This window comes from Pseudomonas sp. PAGU 2196 (assembly GCF_022179005.1).
Taxonomy (GTDB): Bacteria; Pseudomonadota; Gammaproteobacteria; order Pseudomonadales; family Pseudomonadaceae; genus Aquipseudomonas; species Aquipseudomonas kermanshahensis.
Map to the genome: position 1 here is coordinate 106,186 of NZ_BNTL01000003.1, position 23,550 is coordinate 129,735.

20 protein-coding genes are annotated in these 23,550 nt (G+C 62.2%); 12 read left to right on the plus strand and 8 right to left on the minus strand.

The window, feature by feature from the left end; translation table 11 throughout:
* Positions 1-4 precede the first annotated feature (4 nt).
* The 4 genes from MFF34_RS03955 to MFF34_RS03970 form a co-directional block, all read right to left on the minus strand.
* On the minus strand, positions 5-1,360 hold the full coding sequence (locus MFF34_RS03955; RefSeq protein ID WP_027595583.1) for an amino acid permease: 1,356 nt from the start codon (positions 1,358-1,360) through the stop codon (positions 5-7).
* Between the two features lie 56 nt (positions 1,361-1,416).
* Positions 1,417-2,358, minus strand: a complete 942-nt coding sequence (locus MFF34_RS03960) for an AEC family transporter (RefSeq protein WP_085272652.1) — start codon at positions 2,356-2,358, stop codon at positions 1,417-1,419.
* Positions 2,359-2,566: 208 nt separating this feature from the next.
* Positions 2,567-3,127, minus strand: coding sequence for a response regulator transcription factor (locus MFF34_RS03965; RefSeq protein WP_027595581.1), 561 nt, complete (start codon positions 3,125-3,127; stop codon positions 2,567-2,569).
* A complete protein-coding gene (locus tag MFF34_RS03970) occupies positions 3,127-4,383 on the minus strand; it encodes an ATP-binding protein (RefSeq protein ID WP_099428388.1) in 1,257 nt (418 codons plus the stop codon). The genes MFF34_RS03965 and MFF34_RS03970 overlap by 1 nt, the downstream gene beginning before the upstream one ends.
* A 202-nt stretch (positions 4,384-4,585) precedes the next feature.
* Between MFF34_RS03970 and MFF34_RS03975 the strand changes: the two genes are divergently transcribed.
* From MFF34_RS03975 to MFF34_RS04015, 9 genes are all read left to right on the plus strand, one after another.
* Entirely contained in the window at positions 4,586-5,302 is a 717-nt protein-coding gene (locus MFF34_RS03975; RefSeq protein WP_027595579.1) for an SIMPL domain-containing protein, read from the plus strand.
* A 397-nt stretch (positions 5,303-5,699) separates the two neighbouring features.
* Positions 5,700-7,325, plus strand: a complete 1,626-nt coding sequence (locus MFF34_RS03980; RefSeq protein ID WP_238210399.1) for an ABC transporter substrate-binding protein — start codon at positions 5,700-5,702, stop codon at positions 7,323-7,325.
* A 153-nt stretch (positions 7,326-7,478) separates the two neighbouring features.
* Positions 7,479-9,071 carry an ABC transporter substrate-binding protein gene (locus tag MFF34_RS03985; protein ID WP_238210401.1) on the plus strand — a complete coding sequence of 531 codons (1,593 nt, stop codon included), beginning with the start codon at positions 7,479-7,481 and terminating at the stop codon, positions 9,069-9,071.
* Positions 9,072-9,259: 188 nt separating this feature from the next.
* Complete coding sequence (locus MFF34_RS03990) at positions 9,260-10,639, plus strand: OprD family porin (RefSeq protein ID WP_238210409.1); 1,380 nt, start codon at positions 9,260-9,262, stop codon at positions 10,637-10,639.
* An 84-nt stretch (positions 10,640-10,723) separates the two neighbouring features.
* Complete coding sequence (locus tag MFF34_RS03995) at positions 10,724-12,319, plus strand: ABC transporter substrate-binding protein (RefSeq protein WP_238210411.1); 1,596 nt, start codon at positions 10,724-10,726, stop codon at positions 12,317-12,319.
* A gap of 91 nt (positions 12,320-12,410) precedes the next feature.
* Positions 12,411-13,421, plus strand: a complete 1,011-nt coding sequence (locus tag MFF34_RS04000) for an ABC transporter permease subunit (RefSeq protein ID WP_016485006.1) — start codon at positions 12,411-12,413, stop codon at positions 13,419-13,421.
* 10 nt (positions 13,422-13,431) lie between these two features.
* Positions 13,432-14,358, plus strand: coding sequence for an ABC transporter permease subunit (locus tag MFF34_RS04005; RefSeq protein WP_027595574.1), 927 nt, complete (start codon positions 13,432-13,434; stop codon positions 14,356-14,358).
* A 10-nt stretch (positions 14,359-14,368) separates the two neighbouring features.
* Positions 14,369-15,337 (plus strand): ABC transporter ATP-binding protein, encoded by a 969-nt coding sequence (locus tag MFF34_RS04010; protein WP_027595573.1) that lies wholly within the window; start codon positions 14,369-14,371, stop codon positions 15,335-15,337.
* Positions 15,337-16,305, plus strand: a complete 969-nt coding sequence (locus tag MFF34_RS04015; RefSeq protein ID WP_238210413.1) for a peptide ABC transporter ATP-binding protein — start codon at positions 15,337-15,339, stop codon at positions 16,303-16,305. Before MFF34_RS04010 ends, MFF34_RS04015 begins: the two co-directional genes overlap by 1 nt.
* Before the next feature lie 212 nt (positions 16,306-16,517).
* On the opposite strand, the gene MFF34_RS04020 is transcribed toward MFF34_RS04015, so the two are convergent.
* Entirely contained in the window at positions 16,518-17,408 is an 891-nt protein-coding gene (locus tag MFF34_RS04020; RefSeq protein ID WP_027595571.1) for a hypothetical protein, read from the minus strand.
* A 232-nt stretch (positions 17,409-17,640) separates the two neighbouring features.
* Here MFF34_RS04020 and MFF34_RS04025 point away from each other — a divergent pair, with 232 nt between their 5' ends.
* Positions 17,641-18,450, plus strand: coding sequence for a nuclear transport factor 2 family protein (locus MFF34_RS04025; protein WP_238210415.1), 810 nt, complete (start codon positions 17,641-17,643; stop codon positions 18,448-18,450).
* 64 nt (positions 18,451-18,514) lie between these two features.
* Positions 18,515-19,921 carry an FAD-binding oxidoreductase gene (locus MFF34_RS04030; RefSeq protein WP_238210417.1) on the plus strand — a complete coding sequence of 469 codons (1,407 nt, stop codon included), beginning with the start codon at positions 18,515-18,517 and terminating at the stop codon, positions 19,919-19,921.
* Positions 19,922-20,066: 145 nt separating this feature from the next.
* Here the strand turns inward: MFF34_RS04030 and MFF34_RS04035 are convergent, their stop codons facing one another.
* From MFF34_RS04035 to MFF34_RS04045, 3 genes are all read right to left on the minus strand, one after another.
* Positions 20,067-21,650, minus strand: coding sequence for a peptide chain release factor 3 (locus tag MFF34_RS04035; RefSeq protein WP_027595568.1), 1,584 nt, complete (start codon positions 21,648-21,650; stop codon positions 20,067-20,069).
* A gap of 100 nt (positions 21,651-21,750) precedes the next feature.
* On the minus strand, positions 21,751-22,080 hold the full coding sequence (locus MFF34_RS04040) for an XRE family transcriptional regulator (protein WP_238210419.1): 330 nt from the start codon (positions 22,078-22,080) through the stop codon (positions 21,751-21,753).
* Positions 22,064-22,423: a type II toxin-antitoxin system RelE/ParE family toxin gene (locus MFF34_RS04045; RefSeq protein WP_238210513.1), complete on the minus strand. Its 360-nt coding sequence runs from the start codon at positions 22,421-22,423 to the stop codon at positions 22,064-22,066. The genes MFF34_RS04040 and MFF34_RS04045 overlap by 17 nt, the downstream gene beginning before the upstream one ends.
* Before the next feature lie 409 nt (positions 22,424-22,832).
* Here MFF34_RS04045 and MFF34_RS04050 point away from each other — a divergent pair, with 409 nt between their 5' ends.
* A complete protein-coding gene (locus tag MFF34_RS04050; RefSeq protein WP_027595567.1) occupies positions 22,833-23,546 on the plus strand; it encodes an ABC transporter permease in 714 nt (237 codons plus the stop codon).
* Positions 23,547-23,550 lie beyond the last annotated feature (4 nt).

Sequence of the window (23,550 nt, forward strand, 5' to 3'; positions counted from 1 at the left end):
GCCCTCAGCCCTGCCGGGCCTTCTTCAACCGGAACGCGACCCAAAGTACCGCAATCCAACCCGGAATCAGCATCACCGAGATGCGAATCGGCGGCGTCAGGTACATCACCACCAGAATCAGCACGATGAACGCCAGGCACAGGTAATTGGTAACCGGGTGCCCCCAGCTCTGGTAGAACGGGGTAATACCCGACGCCAGCTTGGCTTTGCGGAATTTGAGGTGAGTGATGCTGATGCTCGCCCAGTTGATCACCAGCGCCGACACCGCCAGGGCCATCAGCAAGCCAAAGGCTTCACCCGGCATCAGGTAGTTGATCAGTACGCACATGCCCGTGGCAAACGCCGAAACACCCAGCGCCGTCAGAGGCACACCACTGCGGCTGACTTTGAGCAGCTGGCGCGGCGCATCCCCCTGGCTGGCCAGGCCGAACAGCATGCGGCTGTTGGCGTAGACGCAGCTGTTGTAGACCGACAGCGCCGCCGTCAGCACCACGACATTGAGGATGGTCGCCACCAGGTCGCTGTCCAGCTCATGGAAAATCATCACGAACGGGCTACCCCCCTGCACCACCTTCTGCCACGGGTACAGCGACAACAGCACCGCCAGGGCGCCGATGTAGAAAATCAGGATGCGGTAGACCACTTGGTTGGTGGCCTTGGGGATGCTCTGGCGCGGGTTATCTGCCTCGGCGGCGGTGATACCCACCAGCTCCAGCCCACCGAAAGAGAACATGATCACAGCCAAGGCCATGATCAGGCCAGTGACGCCATTCGGGAAGAACCCGCCGTATTGCCACAGGTTGGCCACGCTGGCGTCCGGGCCGCCGTGACCGCTGCTCAGCAGCCAGGCACCAAAGCCAATCATGCTGACGATGGCCACTACCTTGACCAAGGCGAACCAGAACTCCATCTCCCCGTAGACCTTCACTTGGGTCAGGTTGATGAGGTTGATTGCCACGAAGAAGATCGCCGCCGTCGCCCAGGTGGGGAAATCGGGCCACCAGTACTGCACATAGATGCCCACGGCGGTCAGTTCGGCCATGCCCACCAGCACGTATACCACCCAGTAGTTCCAGCCCGAGACGAAGCCTGCGAACTCGCTCCAGTACTGGTGGGCGAAGTGGCTGAAGCTGCCGGCGACCGGCTCTTCGACCACCATTTCGCCCAATTGGCGCATGATGAAGAAAGCCATCAGGCCGGCGATGGCGTAGCCCAGCAAAACGGAAGGGCCGGCCAGTTGAATGGTCTGGGCGATCCCCAGGAACAGCCCGGTGCCGATGGCCCCACCCAGCGCGATCAGCTGGATATGGCGATTCTTCAGCCCGCGCTGCAAGCGCTCGGGCGTGCTCTGGTCTTGCATGAAGTGTCCTTTAGCTCAGTGAGGCAGTGTTATTGCTGTTATTTGCAGTCAAGGATCTAGATCCATCCGCCCCACTGCAAGATGAAAATACCGATATTGGTGGTGATCGCCGCCATTAGCGTAGTGATCACGATGATCGAAGCCGCCAACTCATGGTTGCCGTTGGCCGCCCGCGCCATGACATAGCTGGCTGCCGCCGTCGGGCTGCCGATGTACAGGAACAAAATGCCCAGCTCGGCACCGCGGAACCCGCACAGCCACGCACCCAGTGTGCCGATCAGCGGCAACCAGACCATCTTCACCAGGCTGGCATCGATGGCCAGCCTGCCACTGTCACGCAGCGCCGCCAGCGACAGGGTGCCACCGATGCACATCAATGCCAGCGGCAAGGTCATCTGCGCCAGGTAGTCGCCTGAAGTGAGCAACCAGTTGGGCAACGGCACCTGGCCATAGGCCATGGGCGTTGCCACCAGCACACTGATGATCAATGGGTTGCTGAAGATGTTCTTGCAGATGCTCCACGGGTCGGACTTGAGGTCCGGGCTGTACACCGCCAGCACCACCGCCGACAGCGAGTTGTACAGGAGGATCACCAGGCCTGCCAGCACCGCGCCCAGCGAGATGCCGTAGTCGCCATACAGGCTGGCGGCCAGGGCCAGGCCGATTACGCCGTTGTTGCCGCGAAACGCGCCTTGGGTGTAGATGCCGCGGTCCGCTGGCGGGCAACGCCAGATAGCCAGCCCCCAGGCCACGCCAAAGCCAACCAGGGTGGCCGCGACGAAATACAGCAGCACGCCAGGCTTGACCGCCGTTGCCAGGTCGGCGTGGTAGATGCCGAGGAACAGCAGCGCCGGCATGCAGACGTTGAACACCAGCTGTGAAGCGACGCGGTTGAAGTTGTCGTCGATCAGGTGGATGCGTTTGAGCAGCACGCCCATGAACAGCATGGCGAAGACAGGTGCCGTGATGTTCAGCGTCTGGATAAGAAGGGCGAGCATGCGCAAGCGATCCTGCTGGGAGTTGCCGTTAGGGGCCTAATGATACGTCAACGGCTGCGAGTTGCGGGGATCGGGATGCGATACAGGGCAATTTCTGTCAGTGGCGGCCTCTTCGCGGGCAAGCTCGCTCCCACAGGTGCCCACCCTTCTCGGGCTCAGTGGTGTCCCTGTGGGAGCGGGCTTGCCCCGCGAAAGGGTCAACGCCGATTCAGCGCCGAACCGGCCGCTTCTGCAGTTTGCGCTGCAAGGTCCGCCGGTGCATGCCCAGCGCCCGCGCTGTGGCCGAGATATTGCCCTCGTGCTCGTTCAGCACGCGCTGGATGTGCTCCCACTGCAGGCGGTCGACCGACATCGGGTTTTCCGGCACCAGGGCATCCAGGTCGGCATGCTCGGAAAGCAACGCAGCCAGTACATCGTCGGCATCGGCCGGCTTGCACAGGTAGTTGCAGGCACCGCGCTTGACCGCCTCCACCGCGGTGGCGATGCTGGAATAACCCGTCAGGATCACCACGCGCATTTCCGGGTCCAGCTCCAGCAGCTTGGGCAGCAGCACAAGCCCCGAGTCGCCTTCCATCTTCAGGTCCAGCGTGGCGTAGTCTGGCAGGTCCTGCTGGGCCAGGATCAGCCCTTCTTCGGCGGAGCCTGCAGTGCTCACGCGGAACCCGCGACGGCTCATGGCACGCGCCATGACCCGGGTGAAGGTGGCATCGTCATCCACCAGCAGTAGGTGCGGCAGCTCTTCGCTTTCAAGCTGGGTTTCGTCACTCATCATTCATCTCCTCGCTTGCCATAGGGCAGGCGCAATTCGGTCAGGGTGCCACCCTGCTCATGACTATAGAGTTTCACCGAACCGCCCGCACGCGTCACGCTGGCCTTGCTCAAGAACAGGCCCAGGCCGAAGCCTTTGCCCTTGGTGGTAATAAAGGGTTTGCCAATCGCCTCGGCGATCGCTGGGGGCACACCGGGGCCATGGTCACGGATACTGATGACAATGTCCTGGGCGTCCCAGTCAAGGCGCACCTCGAGATCGTCCGGGCATGCGTCGGCTGCATTGTTCAGCAGGTTCAGCAGCGCCTGGGTCAGGTCCGGTGGCGGGGTCAGACGCGGTACCTGGCCATCCCTGAGGCGCTGGAAGCGGTAGCTGGCCTCGGGCCGCATCAGGTGCCAACGGTTGAGCGCTTCGTCGAGCCAGGCGGTAACGTCCTGCTCGACCATCGCCAGGCGGCGGTTGGCCTCGGCGGCACGCACCAGTTGCTGCAAGGTCTCCTTGCACAGTTTGACCTGATCCTGAAGGATCTGCAGGTCTTCCTGCAACAGCGGGTCGGGGTGGTCCTGGCGCATTTCGTTGAGCAGCACGCTCATGGTCGCCAGCGGGGTGCCCAGTTCGTGGGCAGCGCCAGCGGCCTGGGTGGCCACGGCCAGCAACTGCTCATCGCGCAGGCTCTCCTCACGGCGCTCGGAACGCAGTTGTTCCTGGCGGCGGAGTTCTTCGGCCATGCGCGCGGCAAAGAAGGTGATGACCGCTGCCGCCAGGGCGATGCTCAGCCACATGCCGTAGACCTGCATCTTGTCCCGCGCCAGCGGCAGCCCTTCCAGCGGGTAGAACTGCACCAGCAGCAGGCTGTATGCCGTCAGGGCAATGCCCGAAAGAATCAGCGAATAGAGCCAGGGCAAGGTCACCGCAGCAATGGCCAGCGGCACCAGGTAATACGAAACGAACGGGTTGGTCGAACCGCCGGAGTAATACAGCAAGGCACTGTGGATCAGCAGGTCGCAGGCAAGCTGCAGTGCATATTCCATTTCGGTGACCGGCAGCGACAGGCGCAGGCGCAACGCAGTGAAGGCGCACAGGATGGACGACAGGGCCAGCGTCGCCGCCAGCGAAAACCACGGCAAGGGCAGCAGGTCGGTCCAGTAGGCGACGCCCACGGAGCCTGCCTGGGCAGCCAGGACCAGCACGCGAATAACAGTCAGGCGCCAGAGGTTCTGACGTGTAGCGGACAACGGTTGTACGTCGGCGAGCATGAGCTCTCCTGATGAGTGCTCCAGAAAATCGGCTGGAGTATACCGAAGCCGGGCGCCTCGCTGCAGCGATGCGGCAAAGCGCCACACTTTGTCACAGGTTCATGATGGCACTTTTGAACCCACTACACTGTTCCCGGTCTGATGGGCCATGCGTGGAATGGAGAGCCAGCACCCACGCCCTTTTATTGCCAAGGAGTCTTACATGCAAATCCCTCGTCGCGGCACTGCCTTGATCCTGTCTTGCGGCCTGCTCGCCAGCCTGCCTGCGCTGGCGGCCGATGAGCCGCGCTTCAATCAGGTGTCGCTGCGTGCCGAAGTCAGCAAGGAAGTGCCACGCGACCTGATGGTCGTGACCCTCTACAGCGAAGCGCAGAACACCGACCCGGGCAAACTTGCCAAAGAGATCACCGAGACCATGAACAAGGCTGTGCAGCAGTCTCGCCAGGTCAAAGATGTGAAGATCAGCCAGGGCAGCCGCAACAGCTACCCGGTCTATGACAGTAAAGGGCAGAAGATCACCGGCTGGCGTGAACGCGCCGAGCTGCGCCTGGAAAGCGCCAACTTCCCAGCCCTGTCGCAATTGACCGCCGACCTGCTGCAAGACCTGAAAATGGGCGGCATGGACTTCTCCATCGCCCCAGCCACGCGCAAGGCCAGCGAAGATGATTTGCTCAAGGACGCGGTCAATGCCTTCAAGGCACGCGCACAGCTGGCCACCGAGGCGCTGGGTGGCAAGGGCTACAAAGTAGTCAACCTGAACCTCAACAGCAGCGGCTACCCACGCCCGTACCTGCGCAGCGCACCGATGGCCATGAAAGCCATGGGCGCTGACGAAGCGGCGCCGGCGCCGGATATCGAAGCGGGTACCAGCGAAGTGAGCATGAATGCCGATGGTTTGATTGAAGTTCAGATGCCTTGATCTGAATGGGGCCGCCTTGCGGCCCAATCGCCGGCAAGCCGACTCCCACAGGGGCAGCGCAGATCCTAAGGCTTGTGCTGCACCTGTAGGAGCGGCCTTGCGTCGCGATGGCTGCAATGCAGCCCCAACTCTGCAATTTAAGACATTTCCTACGCACTTTTAAGGTGCAGCTTACAAATCCCTCCCCCTCGAAACATCCTGCAATTGCCATCATTTTGCCCGCGCAAACGTTCAACTTCGTCGAAAGTTATACTGATGCGACATCCATGTACGCTCGTACCACCTTTCTGGCGCCAACTATCCTTCTGAGTGTTGCATTGGGAACAGCCCCTGCATAAGTATCCTCAGGTCGGCTCACGAGGCCACCTCAATCAAAAATGACAACAATGAGGCCACCATGCTCAAACACGCAGTCATTCCGTTCTTGCTAGGCGCAGGTTTGCTGGCCGGCGCCCCGCTCGCCCACGCAGCGTCCAACCTGGTGTTCTGCTCCGAAGGCAGCCCGGCTGGCTTCGACCCAGGGCAATACACGACGGGAACCGACTTCGACGCCTCGGCCGAGACCGTGTTCAACCGCCTGACCCAGTTCGAACGCGGCGGTACCGCCGTGATCCCGGGCCTGGCGACTAAATGGGAAGTGTCCGACGACGGCAAGGCCTACACCTTCCACCTGCGCGAAGGGGTCAAGTTCCACACCACCGACTACTTCAAGCCCACCCGCACATTCAATGCCGATGACGTGCTGTTCACGTTCAACCGCATGCTCGACAAGAACCACCCGTTCCGTAAGGCATACCCCACCGAATTCCCGTACTTCACCGACATGGGCATGGACAAGAACATCGCCAAGCTCGAGAAGGTCGATGAGCACACCGTGCGCTTCACCCTCAACGAAGTGGACGCCGCGTTCATCCAGAACCTGGCGATGAGCTTCGCGTCCATCCAGTCGGCCGAGTATGCCGACCAGTTGCTGAAAGGCGGCAAGGCTGCCGACCTCAACCAGAAACCGATCGGTACCGGCCCATTTGTGTTCAGCAAGTACCAGAAAGACGCGCAAATCCGCTTCAAGGGCAACAAGGACTACTGGAAACCCGAGGACGTGAAGCTCGACAACCTGATCTTCGCCATCACCACCGATGCCTCGGTGCGCATGCAGAAGCTCAAGAAAGGCGAGTGCCAGGTCACGCTGTTCCCACGCCCGGCCGACATCGAGCCGCTCAAGGCCGACAAGAACCTGCAGATGCCGCAACAGGCCGGCTTCAACGTCGGCTATATCGCCTACAACGTGATGGACAAAATCAAAGGCAGCAGCGTGCCCAACCCCATGGCCAAGCTCGAAGTGCGTCAGGCACTGGACATGGCGGTGGACAAGAAGAAGATCATCGAATCGGTTTACCAGGGTGCCGGTCAGCTGGCGGTCAACGGCATGCCGCCCACCCAGTGGTCCTATGACGACAGCATCAAGGACGCCCCCTACGACCCGGAAAAGGCCAAGCAGCTGCTCAAGCAAGCCGGCATCCCGGAGGGCACCGAGATCACCCTGTGGGCCATGCCCGTGCAACGCCCGTACAACCCCAATGCCAAGCTGATGGCCGAAATGCTGCAATCGGACTGGGCCAAGATCGGCATCAAGGCGAAGATCGTCAGTTATGAATGGGGCGAATACATCAAGCGCTCCAAAGGCGGCGAACAGGGCGCCATGCTGATCGGCTGGAGCGGCGACAACGGTGACCCGGACAACTGGCTAGGTACCCTGTATGGCTGCGATGCGATCGACGGCAACAACTTCTCCAAGTGGTGCTACAAGCCCTACGACGACCTGATCAAACAGGCCAAAGCCACGTCGGACCCCGCCAAACGCACTGAGCTGTACCAACAGGCGCAGCACATCCTCAAGCAGCAGGTGCCGATCACCCCGATCGCCCACTCCACCGTGTACCAGCCCATGAGTGTCAAGGTGAAGGACTTCAAGATCAGCCCGTTCTCGCTGAACTCCTTCTACGGCGTCAGCGTGGACAAATAATAGGGTAGCCCTCGGCACCCGCCGCGCGGCGGGTGCCTGCCCCACCACAGCCAACCCCCATCACGCCTGCCTGCTGCTACCCGCAGCGGGATAGGCAACCTGTTGCCGTCATTCGTACCCCGAGGCGGCGAAACAGACGAACAAGGACTTGCCATGCGCCATGCCACCGCCCTTTCGACCCTGCTCGCGCTGGGCCTGATGAGCCAATCCCCGACCCTGCTCGCGAAAAACCTGGTGTTCTGTTCGGAAGGCAGCCCGGCTGGTTTCGACACCGCCCAGTACACCAGCGCCACCGACAACGACGCCGCCGAGCCGATCTACAACCGCCTGGTCGAATTCGAACGCGGCGGCACTGCCGTGCACCCGGCCCTGGCAACCAAATGGGACATCTCCGAGGATGGCCTGCGCTACACCTTCCACCTGCGCGAGGGCGTGAAGTTCCACGCCAACAAGGCGTTTACCCCAGGCCGCGACTTCAATGCCGACGACGTGCTGTTCACCTTCAACCGCATGCTCGACAAGGGCCACCCGTTCCGGCTGGCCTACCCCACCGAGTTCCCCTACTTCGTCAGCATGGGCCTGGACAAGAACATCGCCCGCATCGAGAAGGCCGGCCCGCTGACCGTGGTGTTCACCCTGAACAAGGTCGACGCCGCGTTCATCCAGAACCTTGCCATGAGCTTCGCGTCCATCCTGTCTGCCGAATACGCCGAGCAGTTGATGACCCGCGGGCGCCCCAGCGACATCAACCAGCAACCCATCGGCACCGGGCCGTTCGTGTTCCAGCGCTACCAGAAGGACGCGCAGATCCGCTTCAAGGGCAACAAGGACTATTGGGCACCGGACGATGTGAAGATCGACAACCTGGTGTTCTCGATCAATACCGACCCTTCGGTGCGCATCCAGAAGCTGCGCCGCAACGAATGCCAGGTCACCTTGCACCCACGGCCGGCCGACCTGCCGGCGCTCAAGGCCGACAAGACACTCGAGGTGCTGCAACGGCCCGGCTTCAACCTCGGCTACATCGCCTACAACACCCAGCACCCGCCCTTCGACCGCCTGGAAGTGCGCCAGGCCATGGACATGGCGGTCAACAAGCAGGCGATCCTGCAGGCGGTGTATCAGGACTCCGGGCAACTGGCAGTGAACGCCATGCCGCCCACCCAATGGTCCTATGACGACAGCCTCAAGGACGCCCCCTTCGACCCGGAAAAAGCCAAGCAACTGCTCAAGCAGGCCGGGGTCAAGGACGGCACCGAAGTCACCCTATGGGCCATGCCGGTACAGCGCCCGTACAACCCCAACGCCAAGCTCATGGCCGAGATGCTCCAGGCCGACTGGAACAAGCTGGGCTTCAAGGTGCGCATCGTCAGCTACGAATGGGGCGAGTACCTCAAGCGCATGAAAAGCGGCGAGCACGACATCGCCCTGATCGGCTGGACCGGCGACAACGGCGACCCCGACAACTGGCTCGGCACCCTCTACAACTGCGACGCCATCGGCAGCAACAACTACTCCCTGTGGTGCGACCCGCAGTACGACAGCCTGGTCAAGCAGGCCAAGCAGGTGACCGACCGCGAACAGCGCACCGCCCTCTACCGCCAGGCCCAGCAACGGCTCAAGCAACAGGTGCCGATTACCCCGGTGGCGCATTCCACGGTGAACCAGCCGATCAGTGTCAAGGTTTCCGACTTCAAGGTCAGCCCCTTTGGCCGCAATGATTTTTCCGGTGTGAGTGTTGATTGATTTTTCAACCTGCACCGGCCTCTTCGCGGGTAAACCCGCTCCCACAGGTTCCCCACGAAGAGGCCAGTGCAGGCAACACCTCTCCCCCTGATTAGCCCGGCAACCCCAGGCAACCCTGGCAACACCGCAGCAATAAACCCGGCTCACAAGGCCGGTAATAACTAGAAAAAGGAAAGGGAGCTTTCACCTTGAGAATATTCACCTCAACCGCACTGGCCTTAACCATCGGCAGCTTTTGTTCCGTGGTCGAAGCCGACCCTCAGCGCCAGGACTACGTCCCGCTCACCCTCAAAACCGGCAGCGAGCAAGACCAGGCGACCGGCTTCGTCGACGGCCAGAGCCTGTCTGGCTCGACCCGCAACTGGTACGCCCGCGAGCGCGCCGCCCGCGGCCCGTTGTGGAAGTACTACAAAAGCGACGGCACCCGCCACGACACCCACAGCCGCGAGAACTGGCTGCAAGGCACCATCCTCAACTACAGCTCGGGCTTTACCCAAGGCACCGTGGGCTTTGCCGTCGAAGCGGCCGGCTACAACGCCGTTGCCCTGCTACAGAACCGTAAGGCGATTGCTGGCCCCAACAACCGCACATTGACCCACAGCGACGGCGACCCTATCGACCAGTGGAGCAAACTGGGCCTGGCCAACATCAAGGCCCGCGTGTCCAACACCACCCTCACCATCGGCCGCCTGTCGATGGATACGCCAATGATGGCCTACATTGGCAACCGAGCCCTGCCCTCGAGTTTCGAGGGCGCGCTCTTGCACAGCGCCGAGTTCGACAACCTGTCGTTCGACTTTGCGACCTTCGACCGCGTTTCGCCGCGCACCGAGCAAAGCCTCAGCAAGTTCCGCACCGAGTACAGCGCCACAGGCGTGGAAACCGACCACGCCAGCACCACCGGGGTCAACTACCAGCCGTTCAAGAGCCTGACCACCAGCCTGTACGCCACCAAGGTCGACGACTTCTGGAACCAGTACTACTTCGGCGCCAACCACGTGCTGGGCGACAGCGCCGTACTCAGCCTGAGCACCGGTCTGAACTACTACAAGACCGTGGACGAAGGCAGCAAGAAGATGGGTGAGATCGACAACGACACCTACAGCCTGTCGTTTGGCCTGACCCACCAGGCCCATACCCTTTCGGCAGCCTGGCAGCAGGTCAACGGCAACGAGTACTTCGACTACCTGCACGAAACCAACGGCATCTACCTGGCCAACTCGCTGCTCTCGGACTTCAACGGCCCCAACGAGAAATCCCTGCAGATTTCCTATGTGCTGAACATGGCGCCCTACGGCGTGCCGGGCCTGAAGTTCAACCTGTACAACGCCCGCGGCTGGGGCATCGACGGCACGCACTACCGCGGCACCGCCTATGACGTGAAGGGGCTGGACGGCGAGACCCACTACGAGTGGGGCATCGGCACCAGCTACGCGGTGCAGAGCGGCCCGCTGAAAGACACCAGCATCCGCGCCACCTATACCGCACACCGCGCCAGCAAGGCCCAGGCCGATGGCAGCCTGGACGAGTTCCGTGTGGTGACAACCATTCCGTTCAACATCCTCTGACCCATGACGCCACGGCCTGCTTCGCCCACTGAAAAAAACAGGCCGTGGCGGCTACGCTGGAATCAAAGCTTGCAGGGAGTATTCATGAAATCGCTACCGCTCCGCGCTGCCCTGGCAGCGCTCATCCTGGGCAGCGCCGCGCCGCTTGCGGCCAAGCCGCTGGTGGTGTGTACCGAAGCCAGCCCCGAGGGCTTCGATGTCGTCCAGTACACCACGGCCGTGACGTTCGATGCCTCGTCCGAAACCCTGTTCAACCGCCTGGTCGATTTCACCCCCGGGACGACCGACATCCAGCCGGCCCTGGCGGAACGCTGGGACATCTCCGCTGATGGCCTGACGTACACCTTCCACCTGCGCCAGGGGGTGAAGTTCCACACCACCGACTACTTCACGCCCACCCGCGACTTCAATGCCGACGACGTGCTGTGGAGCCTGCGCCGCCAACTGGACCCACAACACCCCTGGCACGACAAGACCAGCGTCGGCTACCCGTATTTCGAAAGCATGGCCTTTGGCAAATTGCTCAAGTCGGTAGACAAGACTGACGATCACACCGTGGTGATCACCCTCACCCGCCCGGAAGCACCGTTTCTACGTGACATGGCCATGGGTTTCACCTCGATCTACTCCGCCGAATACGGCGACCAGTTGCTGAAGGCAGGTAAGACAGGCGACCTCAACAGCAAGCCGATCGGCACCGGCCCGTTCATCTTCCAGCGCTACAGCAAGGACGCACAGGTCCGCTACAAGGCCAACCCAGACTACTTCCGTGGCAAGCCACCGGCCGATGCCCTGATCTTTGCCATCGCCAGCGACAGCAACGTCCGCCTGCAGAAGCTACGCGCCAACGAATGTCAGGTGGCGCTGTACCCCAAGCCCGAGGACGTGCCGTCGATCAAGGCCGACCCTGAGCTCAGGATCGCCAACACCGAAGCACTGGTTACCGGCTACATCGCCATGAACACCGAGCACAAATACCTCAGCGATGTGCGGGTGCGCAAAGCCATCGACATGGCCTTCGACCGCCAGACCCACGTCGATCAGCTGTTCGGCAAAGGCAACGCCGTGGTCGGTATCAACCCCTACCCGCCGTCAATGATCGGCTTCAACCACGACAACAAAAACCCGCCCCGCGACCTCGACAAGGCACGTGCGCTGCTCAAGGAGGCCGGTGTACCGGAAGGTACGGTCATCACCCTGTTCACCCGCAACGGCGGCGGCCCGACCAACCCCAACCCACGGCTGTCCGCCGAGATGTTGCAATCAGACCTGGCCAAGGTCGGCATCAAACTCGACATCCGCGTCATGGAGTGGGCCGAGATGCTGCGCCGGGCAAAAAAAGGCGAAGCCGACCTGGTGTCCACCGGCTGGGCCAGCGACAACGGCGACCCGGACAATTTCCTCACACCGCTGCTCAGCTGCGAGGCGGCGAAAAATGGCGAGAACTACGCGCGCTGGTGCAACTCGAAATTCCAGGCGTTGATCACCCAAGCCCGCGAGGTGATCGATAACGACGCGCGTGCAAGGCTCTATAGCGAGGCATTGAAGGTGTACGATGACGACCAGCCCTGGATCAGCATGGCCCACCCGAAGGTGTTTACCGCCATGCGTGACAACGTGGAGGGTTACGTGATCAACCCTCTGACCAACAACAACTTCGCCACCACCCGGGTGAAGTAGAAAAACAACGACCGCCGGCAGCCCACACGGGGACCGGCGGCACTGCCGTGGCGTGCTGACTGCCGCCTGGCCTGAAGAGGTAACCCCGACAATGTTGAGTTTTATTGCCCGGCGCCTGGGCCTGCTGATCCCGACCTTCTTCGGTATCACCTTGCTCACCTTCGCGCTCATACGCCTGATCCCCGGCGACCCGGTGGAAGTGATGATGGGCGAGCGCAGGGTCGACCCCGAAATGCACGCCCAGGCCATGGAACGCCTGGGCCTGAACAAGCCGCTGCCGGTCCAGTACTTGGACTATGTGGGCAAGCTCGCCCAGGGTGACCTGGGCGAATCGCTGCGTACCCGCGAGAGCGTGTGGACCGAATTCCTCACCCTGTTCCCCGCCACCTTGGAGCTGGCCTTCGCCGCCCTGCTGTTCGCCGGTATCGTCGGCCTGCTGGCCGGGGTGATCGCGGCACTGAAGCGGGGCTCGCTGTTCGATCATGGGGTGATGGGCATCTCGCTCGCTGGCTACTCCATGCCGATTTTCTGGTGGGGCCTGATCCTGATCATGTTCTTCTCGGTCAGCCTGGGCTGGACGCCGGTGTCCGGGCGCATCGACCTGCTCTACGACATCGAGCCGAAAACCGGTTTCATGCTGATCGACACCCTGCTCAGCGACGAAGAAGGCGCGTTCAAGGATGCGGTGATGCACCTGATCCTGCCGGCCATCGTCCTGGGCACCATTCCGCTGGCGGTGATTGCCCGTATGACCCGCTCGTCAATGCTCGAAGTACTGCGCGAAGACTACATTCGCACCGCCCGCGCCAAGGGCCTGTCGCCTGCCCGCGTGGTGTTCGTGCACGGCCTGCGTAACGCGCTGATCCCGGTGCTCACGGTGTTCGGCCTGCAAGTCGGCACACTGCTGGCCGGCGCAGTGCTCACCGAAACCATCTTTTCCTGGCCGGGCATCGGCAAATGGCTGATCGAAGCCATCGGTGCCCGTGACTACCCCGTGGTCCAGAACGGCATCCTGTTGATCGCCTGCCTGGTGATTCTGGTCAACTTCGTCGTGGACATCCTCTACGGCCTGGCCAACCCACGCATCCGTCATCAGCGCTGAGGCCTTCGCCATGACTAGCCCGATTGCAAAATCCGTCGCACCGGCCAGCCCGGTGGACCAAAGCCTGCTCTACCCCTCGCCGTACAAGGAATTCTGGCACGCCTTCTCGCGCAACAAAGGCGCGGTGATGGGCCTGGCCTTCATGTGCCTGGTGGTGTTCTGCGCCCTGTTCGCCCCTTGGGTCGCCCCGCATGATCCGAGCGAGCAGTACCGCGACTTCCTGCTGACCCCGCCGGTGTGGCTCGAAGGCGGTACCTGGCAGTTCATCCTCGGCACCGACGAACTGGGCCGCGACCTGCTGTCGCGCTTGATCCAGGGCGCCCGGCTGTCATTGCTGATCGGCCTGTCGTCGGTGGTGATGTCGCTGATCCCGGGGATTCTGCTGGGCCTGCTGGCCGGCTTCTTCCCGCACTTCCTCGGCCCCTCGATCATGCGCCTGATGGACGTGATGCTGGCCCTGCCCTCGCTGCTGCTGGCCGTGGCCATCGTCGCCATCCTCGGCCCTGGCCTGATCAACACCGTGATCGCCATCGCCATCGTCTCGCTGCCTGCCTATGTGCGCCTGACCCGCGCCGCGGTAATGGGCGAACTCAACCGCGACTACGTCACCGCCGCCCGCCTGGCCGGTGCCAGCTTGCCGCGGCTGATGTTCGTCACCGTGCTGCCCAACTGCATGGCGCCGTTGATCGTGCAGGCCACCTTGAGTTTCTCCTCGGCGATCCTCGACGCCGCGGCCCTGGGCTTCCTCGGCCTGGGCGTGCAACCGCCCACCCCCGAGTGGGGCACCATGCTGGCCTCGGCCCGCGACTACATCGAGCGGGCCTGGTGGGTGGTGAGCCTGCCGGGGGTGACCATTCTGCTCAGCGTGCTGGCAATCAACCTGATGGGCGACGGACTGCGCGATGCGCTGGACCCGAAACTCAAGAACGCCGCCTGAGGAGAACGCCATGTCACTGTTGCAAATCAACAACCTCAATGTGCGCTTCGGCGACGCCCATGCAGTACCGGTGGTGGATGGCCTGGACCTTGCCGTGGATGCCGGTGAGATCCTGGCCATCGTCGGCGAGTCCGGCTCGGGCAAATCCGTCACCATGATGGCCCTGATGGGCCTGATCGACGCCCCCGGGCGCATCACCGCCGATACCATGACGTTCAACGGCACCGACATGCTCAAGCTCAGCGGCCGCCAGCGGCGCAAGGTGGTCGGCAAGGACATCGCCATGGTCTTTCAGGACCCGATGACCGCGCTCAACCCGAGCTTCACCGTGGGCTACCAGATCGAAGAAGTGCTGCGCCAGCACCTGGGCCTGAAGGGCAAGGCTGCGCGCCAGCGGGCTCTGGAACTGTTGAAAAAGGTCGAGATCCCCGCCGCAGAAAGCCGCCTGGACGCGTATCCGCACCAGCTGTCTGGCGGCATGAGCCAGCGCGTGGCGATCGCCATGGCGATTGCCGGCGAACCCAAGCTGCTGATCGCCGACGAACCCACCACCGCCCTCGACGTGACCATCCAGGCGCAGATCATGGAGCTGCTGGTCAACCTGCAGAAAGAGCGCAACATGGCGCTCATTCTCATTACCCATGACCTGGCCGTAGTGGCTGAAACCGCCCGGCGCGTGTGTGTGATGTACGCCGGGCAAGCGGTAGAAGTGGGCCAGGTGCCCGAGCTGTTCGACGTCCCCGCCCACCCCTACAGCGAAGCCCTGCTGGCGGCGATCCCCGAGCACAGCCTGGGCGCCGAGCGCCTGGCCACCCTGCCCGGCATCGTCCCTGGCCGTTACGACCGGCCGCAAGGTTGCTTGCTGTCGCCGCGCTGCCCGTACGTGCAGGACAACTGCCGGCAACAGCGCCCGCCCCTCGCCCCCCAGGCACATAGCCTGGTGCGTTGTTTCTACCCGCTGAACCAGGAGGTGGCGTGATGGCCGTCGTACTTACTGCCCGCGAGTTGACTCGCCATTACGAAGTGTCCCGCGGCCTGTTCAAGGGCCACGCGCTGGTGCGTGCGCTCAATGGCGTATCGTTCGAACTGGAGGCCGGCAAGACCCTGGCTGTGGTCGGTGAGTCCGGCTGTGGCAAATCGACCTTAGCCCGCGCCCTGACCCTGATCGAAGAGCCCTCTTCCGGCTCGTTGCAGATCGCCGGCACCGAGGTCAAAGGCGCCAGCAAGGCCGAGCGCAAGCAATTGCGCCGCGATGTGCAGATGGTCTTCCAGAGCCCGTATGCCTCGCTGAACCCGCGCCAGAAGATCGGCGACCAACTGGCCGAGCCACTGCTGATCAACACCTCGCTGAGCAAGGCCGAGCGGCGCGAGAAAGTGCAGAAGATGATGGAGCAGGTCGGCCTGCGACCCGAGCACTACCAGCGCTACCCACACATGTTCTCGGGGGGGCAGCGTCAGCGTATCGCCCTGGCCCGGGCCATGATGCTGCAGCCCAAGGTGTTGGTGGCGGACGAGCCGACCTCTGCACTCGACGTGTCGATCCAGGCACAGGTGCTGAACCTGTTCATGGACCTGCAGAAGGAATTCAACACCGCTTACGTATTCATCTCGCACAACCTGGCGGTGGTGCGGCATGTGGCGGATCAGGTGTTGGTGATGTACCTGGGGCGGCCGGCGGAGATGGGGCCGAAAGCGGATATCTACGAGAAGCCGCTGCACCCTTATACCCAGGCATTGCTGTCGGCAACACCGGCGATTCATCCAGACCCGTTGAAGCCTAAGATTCGCATTGCGGGGGAATTACCCAACCCGTTGAACCCGCCGGATGGCTGCGCGTTTCACAAGCGTTGCCCGTATGCGACGGAGCGGTGTGCTGTTGAAGTGCCGGCCTTCAGGCAAGTGGGAACCCGGCAAGTCGCCTGCCATTATGCAGAGCAATTTCTCTAGGTCGGTGTGACATTCTTCGCGGGGCAAGCCCGCTCCCACAGATATCACACTGCCCTCAAGAACAGTGTGAGATCTGTGGGAGCGGGCTTGCCCCGCGAAGGGCCGCAAAGCGGCCCCATGTCTCAATGCATGAATATCGCGATCAGGATGATCACCGGAATCGGTACCCCAAGCATCCACAGCAGTAATGAGCGCATATTTTTTCTCCTTCCTTAACGTTGAATGCTTCGATGGGTCGTGTAGCCCACGCCTTCCCCTTCCAGCCACAGCACGCGATCACGCTGACGGCCACCGAACAACGCAGCCAGGCTGGCAAAGAACGCACCGCAGAGCAGCGCAACGAAGGTCCACAGCGCGGTCCAGGCCGCCACTTTGGCCGCCGTATCAGCCGCCTGTTTTGCCTGCACCTTGGCCTGCTGCACTTGGGCGTACACTTCATCTACCCGTGCTTCGGCTTCCGCCTGGCTCAAGCGGGTACGCTGGGCCACCAATTGCGCGAGATACGCGCGGTCACCTTCAGCCAGCGTGCCACCCTGCGCGATGGACTTGGCCAGGATGCGCGCCGCTACGCCGTTGGCAGCATCGTCGCTGACCGCTGCCGGGCCATCGCTACGGAACAGGCTGTCGACGAAGTAACCATTGGCATCAGGCTTGGGCGCCATGCTCGCAGCCGCCCCAACCGCCGTAGCCCCCGCCTGCACGCCCGCACCGGCCAAACCACCGACGGTGCCAACGATCAGCATGGCTGCAACCAGCGTGGCCACTGCCCAGGCGAGGAAGCCATGGGCCGTGTCGCGGAAATACACTTCATCGCCATGCAGATTGGCCCACTTCACCCGCAGCCGGCCGGCGATATAGCCGCCCAGGCCTGAAGCGAGAATCTGCGTCAACAACAACCAAATGATCGCCGACACGCCCAAGGTCTGGGCGCTGGCACCTTCATCTGCCCAGGGCGAAGTGGCGGCAAAGCCAAGCCCCGCACCGAGCACCACAAGGATCAAAGACAGCGCGGCAGCAGCAGCGGCACCCGCGAAGATGGCCGCCCAGGACACGCCTGAACGATTCTGGGAATCGACATACGGATATTCGGCAGAGGGGATCATGGTTTTTCGCCTTTATTGTGAGCATCGGGACCAGTCGCGTGATGATCGGTGCAGAGGCCGTGCCACATGTGTCAAAAAATGACTTTCAAGCGAATCAACGGGTTAGCTCAAACACGTTTCCTGGAGTCGTGCAAAACACCCGGTTTGCTCGTACAGGCTCAGGGTTTATGCAATGTCTTCTAGCCGCGCCCACTGGCTTGCCTACCGCCACTGCCCCCGGCACTATTTGCCAATGCGTTCTACCCCTCCTGCCGACGGCCCAGAACAGACGCCCATCACCGCCGAAACCGTGATGCGCTATCACCTGTGCTGGAAGCACCGCGACCTCGACGGCGTCATTGCGCTGTATCACCCAGACGTGCGGTACCACGACTTCTTCCAGAACCGCGTGCTCGGCTTCAACGACCTGCGCGACTACGTGCGCGCCAGCCTGCCGCATGAAGCGGGTGAAGATATCGTCCACAGCGACCGCATCCGCGTCGATGGCTGCACTGCCTTCATCCAGTACCAGGTCACCGTGCAGGGCGGCGAAGGCCTGGTCGCGTTCCAGTCCAGCGAGGCCATCACCGTCAAGGATGGCCTGATCTGGCGGGTCAACGAATACGCCACGCTGGTGCGACAGCAGGGCAAGGGCCTGACCAACGCCGGGCCGCGACCGGCCACCAGCCGCCTCGGCCTTTCGCCGCGCCAGCTGTCGACCATGGCCCAGGACCTGGAGCACTACTTCCAGCGTCAACGCCCCTACCTCGACCCGGAACTCGACCTGCAACAGGTCGCCGATGCCAGCGGCTACAGCCGCAACCAGATCTCCTACCTGCTCAACCAGGTGCTGGGCCAAAGCTTCTACCGCTACGTCAACCAGGCGCGCCTGCAGCACCTGATGGCCAGCCTGGATGACGACACTGCCCAGGCTCCGATCGACGACCTGGCATTCAGCGCGGGCTTCAATTCGCTGTCGGCGTTCTACAAGTGCTTCCGCGAGCACACCGGGCTCACGCCCAATGCCTACCTCAAGCAAATTTCTCTGCGTGCACGCACGTAAGACAGCCGCTGGCTGACAGCACTAGGATCGCCCACAGACCTTGACCGATGTGGAGCCGAACCCGATGCAACCCCTGCGCACGCTCAGCCTGTGGATGGACCAGCTCGACGAGCCGCTGTGCGCGCGCCCGGCACTGCGCGATGACCTCGACGTTGACGTGTGCATCATCGGCGCCGGTTATACCGGCCTGTGGACCGCGTACTACCTCAAGCGCCAGGCGCCACAGCTGAACATCGCGGTGATCGAGGCCAACATCGCCGGCTTCGGCGCATCGGGGCGCAATGGCGGCTGGCTGATGGGCAACCTGCTCGGCGAGGACCGCCTGCTCGCCAGCCTGTCGCCGCAACAACGCCGCGCCAGCATCGACCTGCTGCACGGCATTCCAGATGAAGTGCACGCCGTGCTGCAACGCGAAGCCATCGACTGCGACTACCGCAAAGGTGGCGTGCTGTATTGCGCTGCCCGCTACCCCGAGCAGGAGCGCAGCCTGCGCGCCTACCTGGACGACCTCTATCGCCAGGGCATGACCGAAGATGACTACCGCTGGCTGCGCCCCGAGCAGCTGGACGCCCAGTTGCGGGTCAGTAACGCCTACGGTGCGATCTACAGCCCGCACACCGCAACGATCCAGCCGGCCAAGCTGGCGCGCGGCCTGGCCCGGGCGGTAGAAAACCTCGGCGTGCCGATTTACGAGAACACCCCTGCCATCGACTGGCAGCCGGGTGAAGTGCGTACCCCGCTGGCACGCATCCGCTGCCAGTGGACGGTGCCCGCTGTGGAAGGTTACGCCGCCAGCCTGCCACCGCTGGGCAAGCATCAACTGCCAGTGCAGAGCCTGCTGGTGGCCACCGAGCCACTGCCGGAGTCGACCTGGGAACAGATCGGCCTGAGCCAGGGCCAGGCGTTCAGCGAAAGCAGCCGCCAGGTCACCTATGGCCAGCGCACGGCCGACAATCGCCTGGTGTTCGGCGCCCGCGGCGGCTACCGCTTCGGTGGCCGGCTACGCGAAGACTTCACCCTGACCGATGCCGAAGTTGACCTGCGCCGCTACCTATTCAGCGAGCTGTTCCCCCAGCTCAAGCATGTGCGCATCACCCATTCCTGGGGCGGCAACCTGGGCATGGCCCGGCGCTTCCGCCCGCACATGCTGTGCGACCGCCAACGCGGTATTGCCCTGGCCGGTGGCTATGGCGGCGAAGGCGTCGGTGCCACCAACCTCGGCGGGCGCACCCTGGCTGCGCTGATCCTCAACCAGCACAACGCACTGACCGCACAACCCTGGGTGCTCGACAACCGTCCGCTGTCGAGCCTGGCCACCTGGCCGGCCGAGCCCTGCCGTTGGCTGGGCTACAACGCGATCATCCAAAGCTTCGTGCACGAGGACCGAACCCTCGCCAACCCCGCCAGCGCGCCTTGGAGGCGGCGCCTGGCCAGCTCGCTCGCAGACTTCATGGAAGGCTTCATGCAGTGATATGCCTGCAGCTGCAATTAGCATGGCTTTTGTAGGCAGCCTTGCGCTGCGAAGAAGCCGGTGAAACCACCACCTATGTGGGTGTTATAACCGGCCTCTTCGCAGCACAAGGCTGCTCCTACAGGGGGCTAGATCAGCCCTGGGATCAGTGGTGTTCGCGGGTGGCGCGGAACTTGACGTCCGGCCAGCGCTCTTCCATCAGCGACAGGTTGACCCGGGTCGGCGCCAGGTAGGTCAGGTGACCGCCACCGTCGATGGCCAGGTTCTCCATGGCCTTGGTCTGGAATTCCTCGAGCTTCTTCTTGTCGTCACAGCTGATCCAGCGCGCGGACCACACAGTGATCGGCTCGTAGGCGCACTCGACCTTGTACTCTTCCTTCAGGCGGCTGGCGACCACGTCGAACTGCAGCACACCGACCGCACCGAGGATGATGTCGTTGCTGCGCTCGGGGAAGAACACCTGGGTCGCGCCCTCTTCGGCCAATTGCTGCAGGCCCTGACGCAACTGCTTGGATTTGAGCGGGTCTTTCAGGCGCACGCGGCGGAACAGCTCCGGAGCGAAGTGCGGAATACCGGTGAAGCCCAGCGCCTCGCCTTCGGTGAAGGTGTCGCCGATCTGGATGGTGCCGTGGTTGTGCAGGCCGATGATGTCGCCAGCAAAGGCTTCTTCCAGCTGTTCGCGCTCGGAAGAGAAGAAGGTCAACGCGTCACCGATGCGCAGGTCCTTGCCGGTACGCACGTGGCGCATTTTCATGCCCTTCTCGTACTTGCCCGAGCAGATGCGCATGAAAGCGATACGGTCGCGGTGTTTCGGGTCCATGTTCGCCTGGATCTTGAACACGAAGCCTGTGAACTTCTCTTCCACCGGCTCCACGGTACGCTCGTGGGCCACACGGGCCAGCGGGCGCGGCGCCCAATCGACAACGGCGTCGAGCACATGGTCGACACCGAAGTTGCCCAGTGCGGTACCGAAGAACACCGGCGTCAGCTGGCCATTGATGAACTCGTCCTGATCGAATTCATGGCAAGCGCCCTGAACCAGCTCAAGCTGCTCGAGGAAGCGATCATATTCGTCACCCAGGTGCGCACGGGCTTCATCGGAATCGAGCTTCTCGATGATTTTGACCTCGGTACGCTCATGGCCGTGGCCCGGGGTGTAGACGATGATGTAGTCGCCGGCCAGGTGGTACACGCCCTTGAAATCGCGGTAGCAACCGATCGGCCAGGTGATCGGCGCGGCCTTGATCTTCAGAACGGCTTCGATCTCGTCGAGCAGTTCGATCGGGTCGCGGATGTCACGGTCGAGTTTGTTGATGAAGCTGACGATGGGCGTGTCGCGCAAGCGGCAGACGTCCATCAGGGCGATGGTGCGCGGCTCTACACCTTTACCGCCGTCGAGCACCATCAGCGCCGAGTCCACTGCGGTCAGGGTGCGGTATGTGTCTTCCGAGAAGTCTTCGTGGCCGGGGGTGTCGAGCAGGTTGATCATGTGCTCGCGGTACGGGAACTGCATCACCGAGGTGGTGATCGAGATGCCGCGCTGCTTCTCCATTTCCATCCAGTCGGAGGTGGCGTGGCGGTCGGACTTGCGCGACTTCACGGTACCGGCGACGGCAATGGCCTTGCCCATCAGCAGGAGCTTCTCGGTGATGGTGGTCTTACCGGCGTCGGGGTGGGAAATAATGGCGAAAGTGCGGCGCTTCGCGACTTCGGCGGCCTGGTTGGTCATGGGAAATCGCCTGACTGGGGGATTCAAAAAGGGGCGATATCATACCTGAAGTTGGGCGGGGACCAAAATTTGATCCCCGCCGTTGGTCAATGACGGTCAATCAGGCGCGCTTTGCCTGATCCTCACAAAAGCCGTCAAGCGTTACAGGTGGACGGCCAGGCATATGAACGACGAGCTCCAGGGTGCCGCCCAATGCTTCCACATAACTGCGAAGGGTCGAAATCAACATGTCACTGCGCTTCTCCACCTTGGATATGTTGCCCTGACGAATGTCCAGACGCTCTGCCAAACCTTCTTGAGTGAATTCGAGCTGTTTACGCAATGCCTGAAGCGTCATTTCTTCGCGAATCAATTGACGCCCCAGCTGCTCCACCCGCTCCCTGCGTTCAGGGGACAATCCGTTGATGACCTCATCAAGTGTCTTGGACATCTTTCTCTCCTCTCGACAGGTGATTCTCAAAGCGAGCGTCTGCTTGCTTGATCAACCCCTGATAAAACCTGTGCTCCCCGACACCGCACTTGTCACCTGCCACCAGGATGACTGCCTGGCGGTCAGGATCGAAAGCAAATGCGACCCGCCAGACCGCATTGCGCCCAGTGAATCTCAACTCCTTCATGTTCGGATATCGGGATCCATTCAATGTATCGACATGAGGTCGCCCAAGCGCTGGCCCTGATGATTGCAGCAACCGCAGGTGACCCAGCATTCGCTCCTGAACGCTGTCATCCAACGCATCGAAATCGCTGAGGAACTCCTCACAAAATCTGATCATCCACGCCAACAAAATACCTCCAGAGGAATATTCCCTCAAGTAAATATTGAAAGAAACGAGAGGGGAATTTTGTCCATCAGCACAATTGGATTGATAGCAGGTAAACCAACGCCTTTACGTAGGAATAACGTTGTTTTCTCGTATGAAAAAACACCTCTCCCAGTGATTAACACTGGCCAAATGCCGCCTCAGATGGGAACCTTTACGCACACGGAGACGTCCACTCCCCTGCAACCCGCTTCGGTTGGGGACTGGTTTCATCAGCTTTTTCGGGCCCGACGGGGTTCGGCTCATGGCCTGATCGCAGCCTTCGGTTGCTTCACGCTGCTACTCGCGAACACACCACTCGCTGCCAGGTATGGCCGGCCAAAAAAAGAGTGTGCTCGCCGACAACACAAGGAGTCCGCCTGTGGCTACACGCTACGGAAAAGGGCTGTTGGGATGCGCCACCGTGCTCGTCATCCTGGCCCTGCTGATCCACTGGATCGGCATCGACACGATCGCGCGTTACCGCGACGATCTTGGGTTCTACCTGCAAGCGCACCTGATACTGGTGCTGGCTTCGATGGCGGCGGCGTTGGCCGTGGGCATCCCCGCTGGCATTGCGCTAAGTCGACCGCACCGGGTCGACAAAGCCGAGCGCTTCATGCAGTTCTTCAACGTTGGCAACACCATTCCCCCGCTGGCCGTTCTGGCCATCGCGCTCAGTATCCTGGGCATCGGCGCCGGGCCCGCGATCTTCGCGCTGTTCCTCGCCTCCCTCCTGCCCATCGTGCGCAACACCTACGAAGGCCTGAAAAACGTCCCCGCCTCGCTCAAGGAAGCCGCCACCGGCATCGGCATGACCCCGCGCCAGCAACTGTGGCAGGTGGAACTGCCCAACGCCGTGCCAATCATCGTCGGCGGTGTGCGTGTGGCCCTGGCGCTGAACGTGGGCACCGCACCCCTGGCATTCCTGATTGGCGCCAACAGCCTGGGCAGCCTGATTTTCCCTGGCATTGCCCTGAACAACCAGCCGCAGCTGCTGCTGGGCGCCGCGTGTACGGCGCTGCTGGCATTGCTGCTCGACGCCCTGGTGAGCTTCTCCAGCAAGCGCTGGCTGGAACGTGGCCTGGCCCAATAAGACG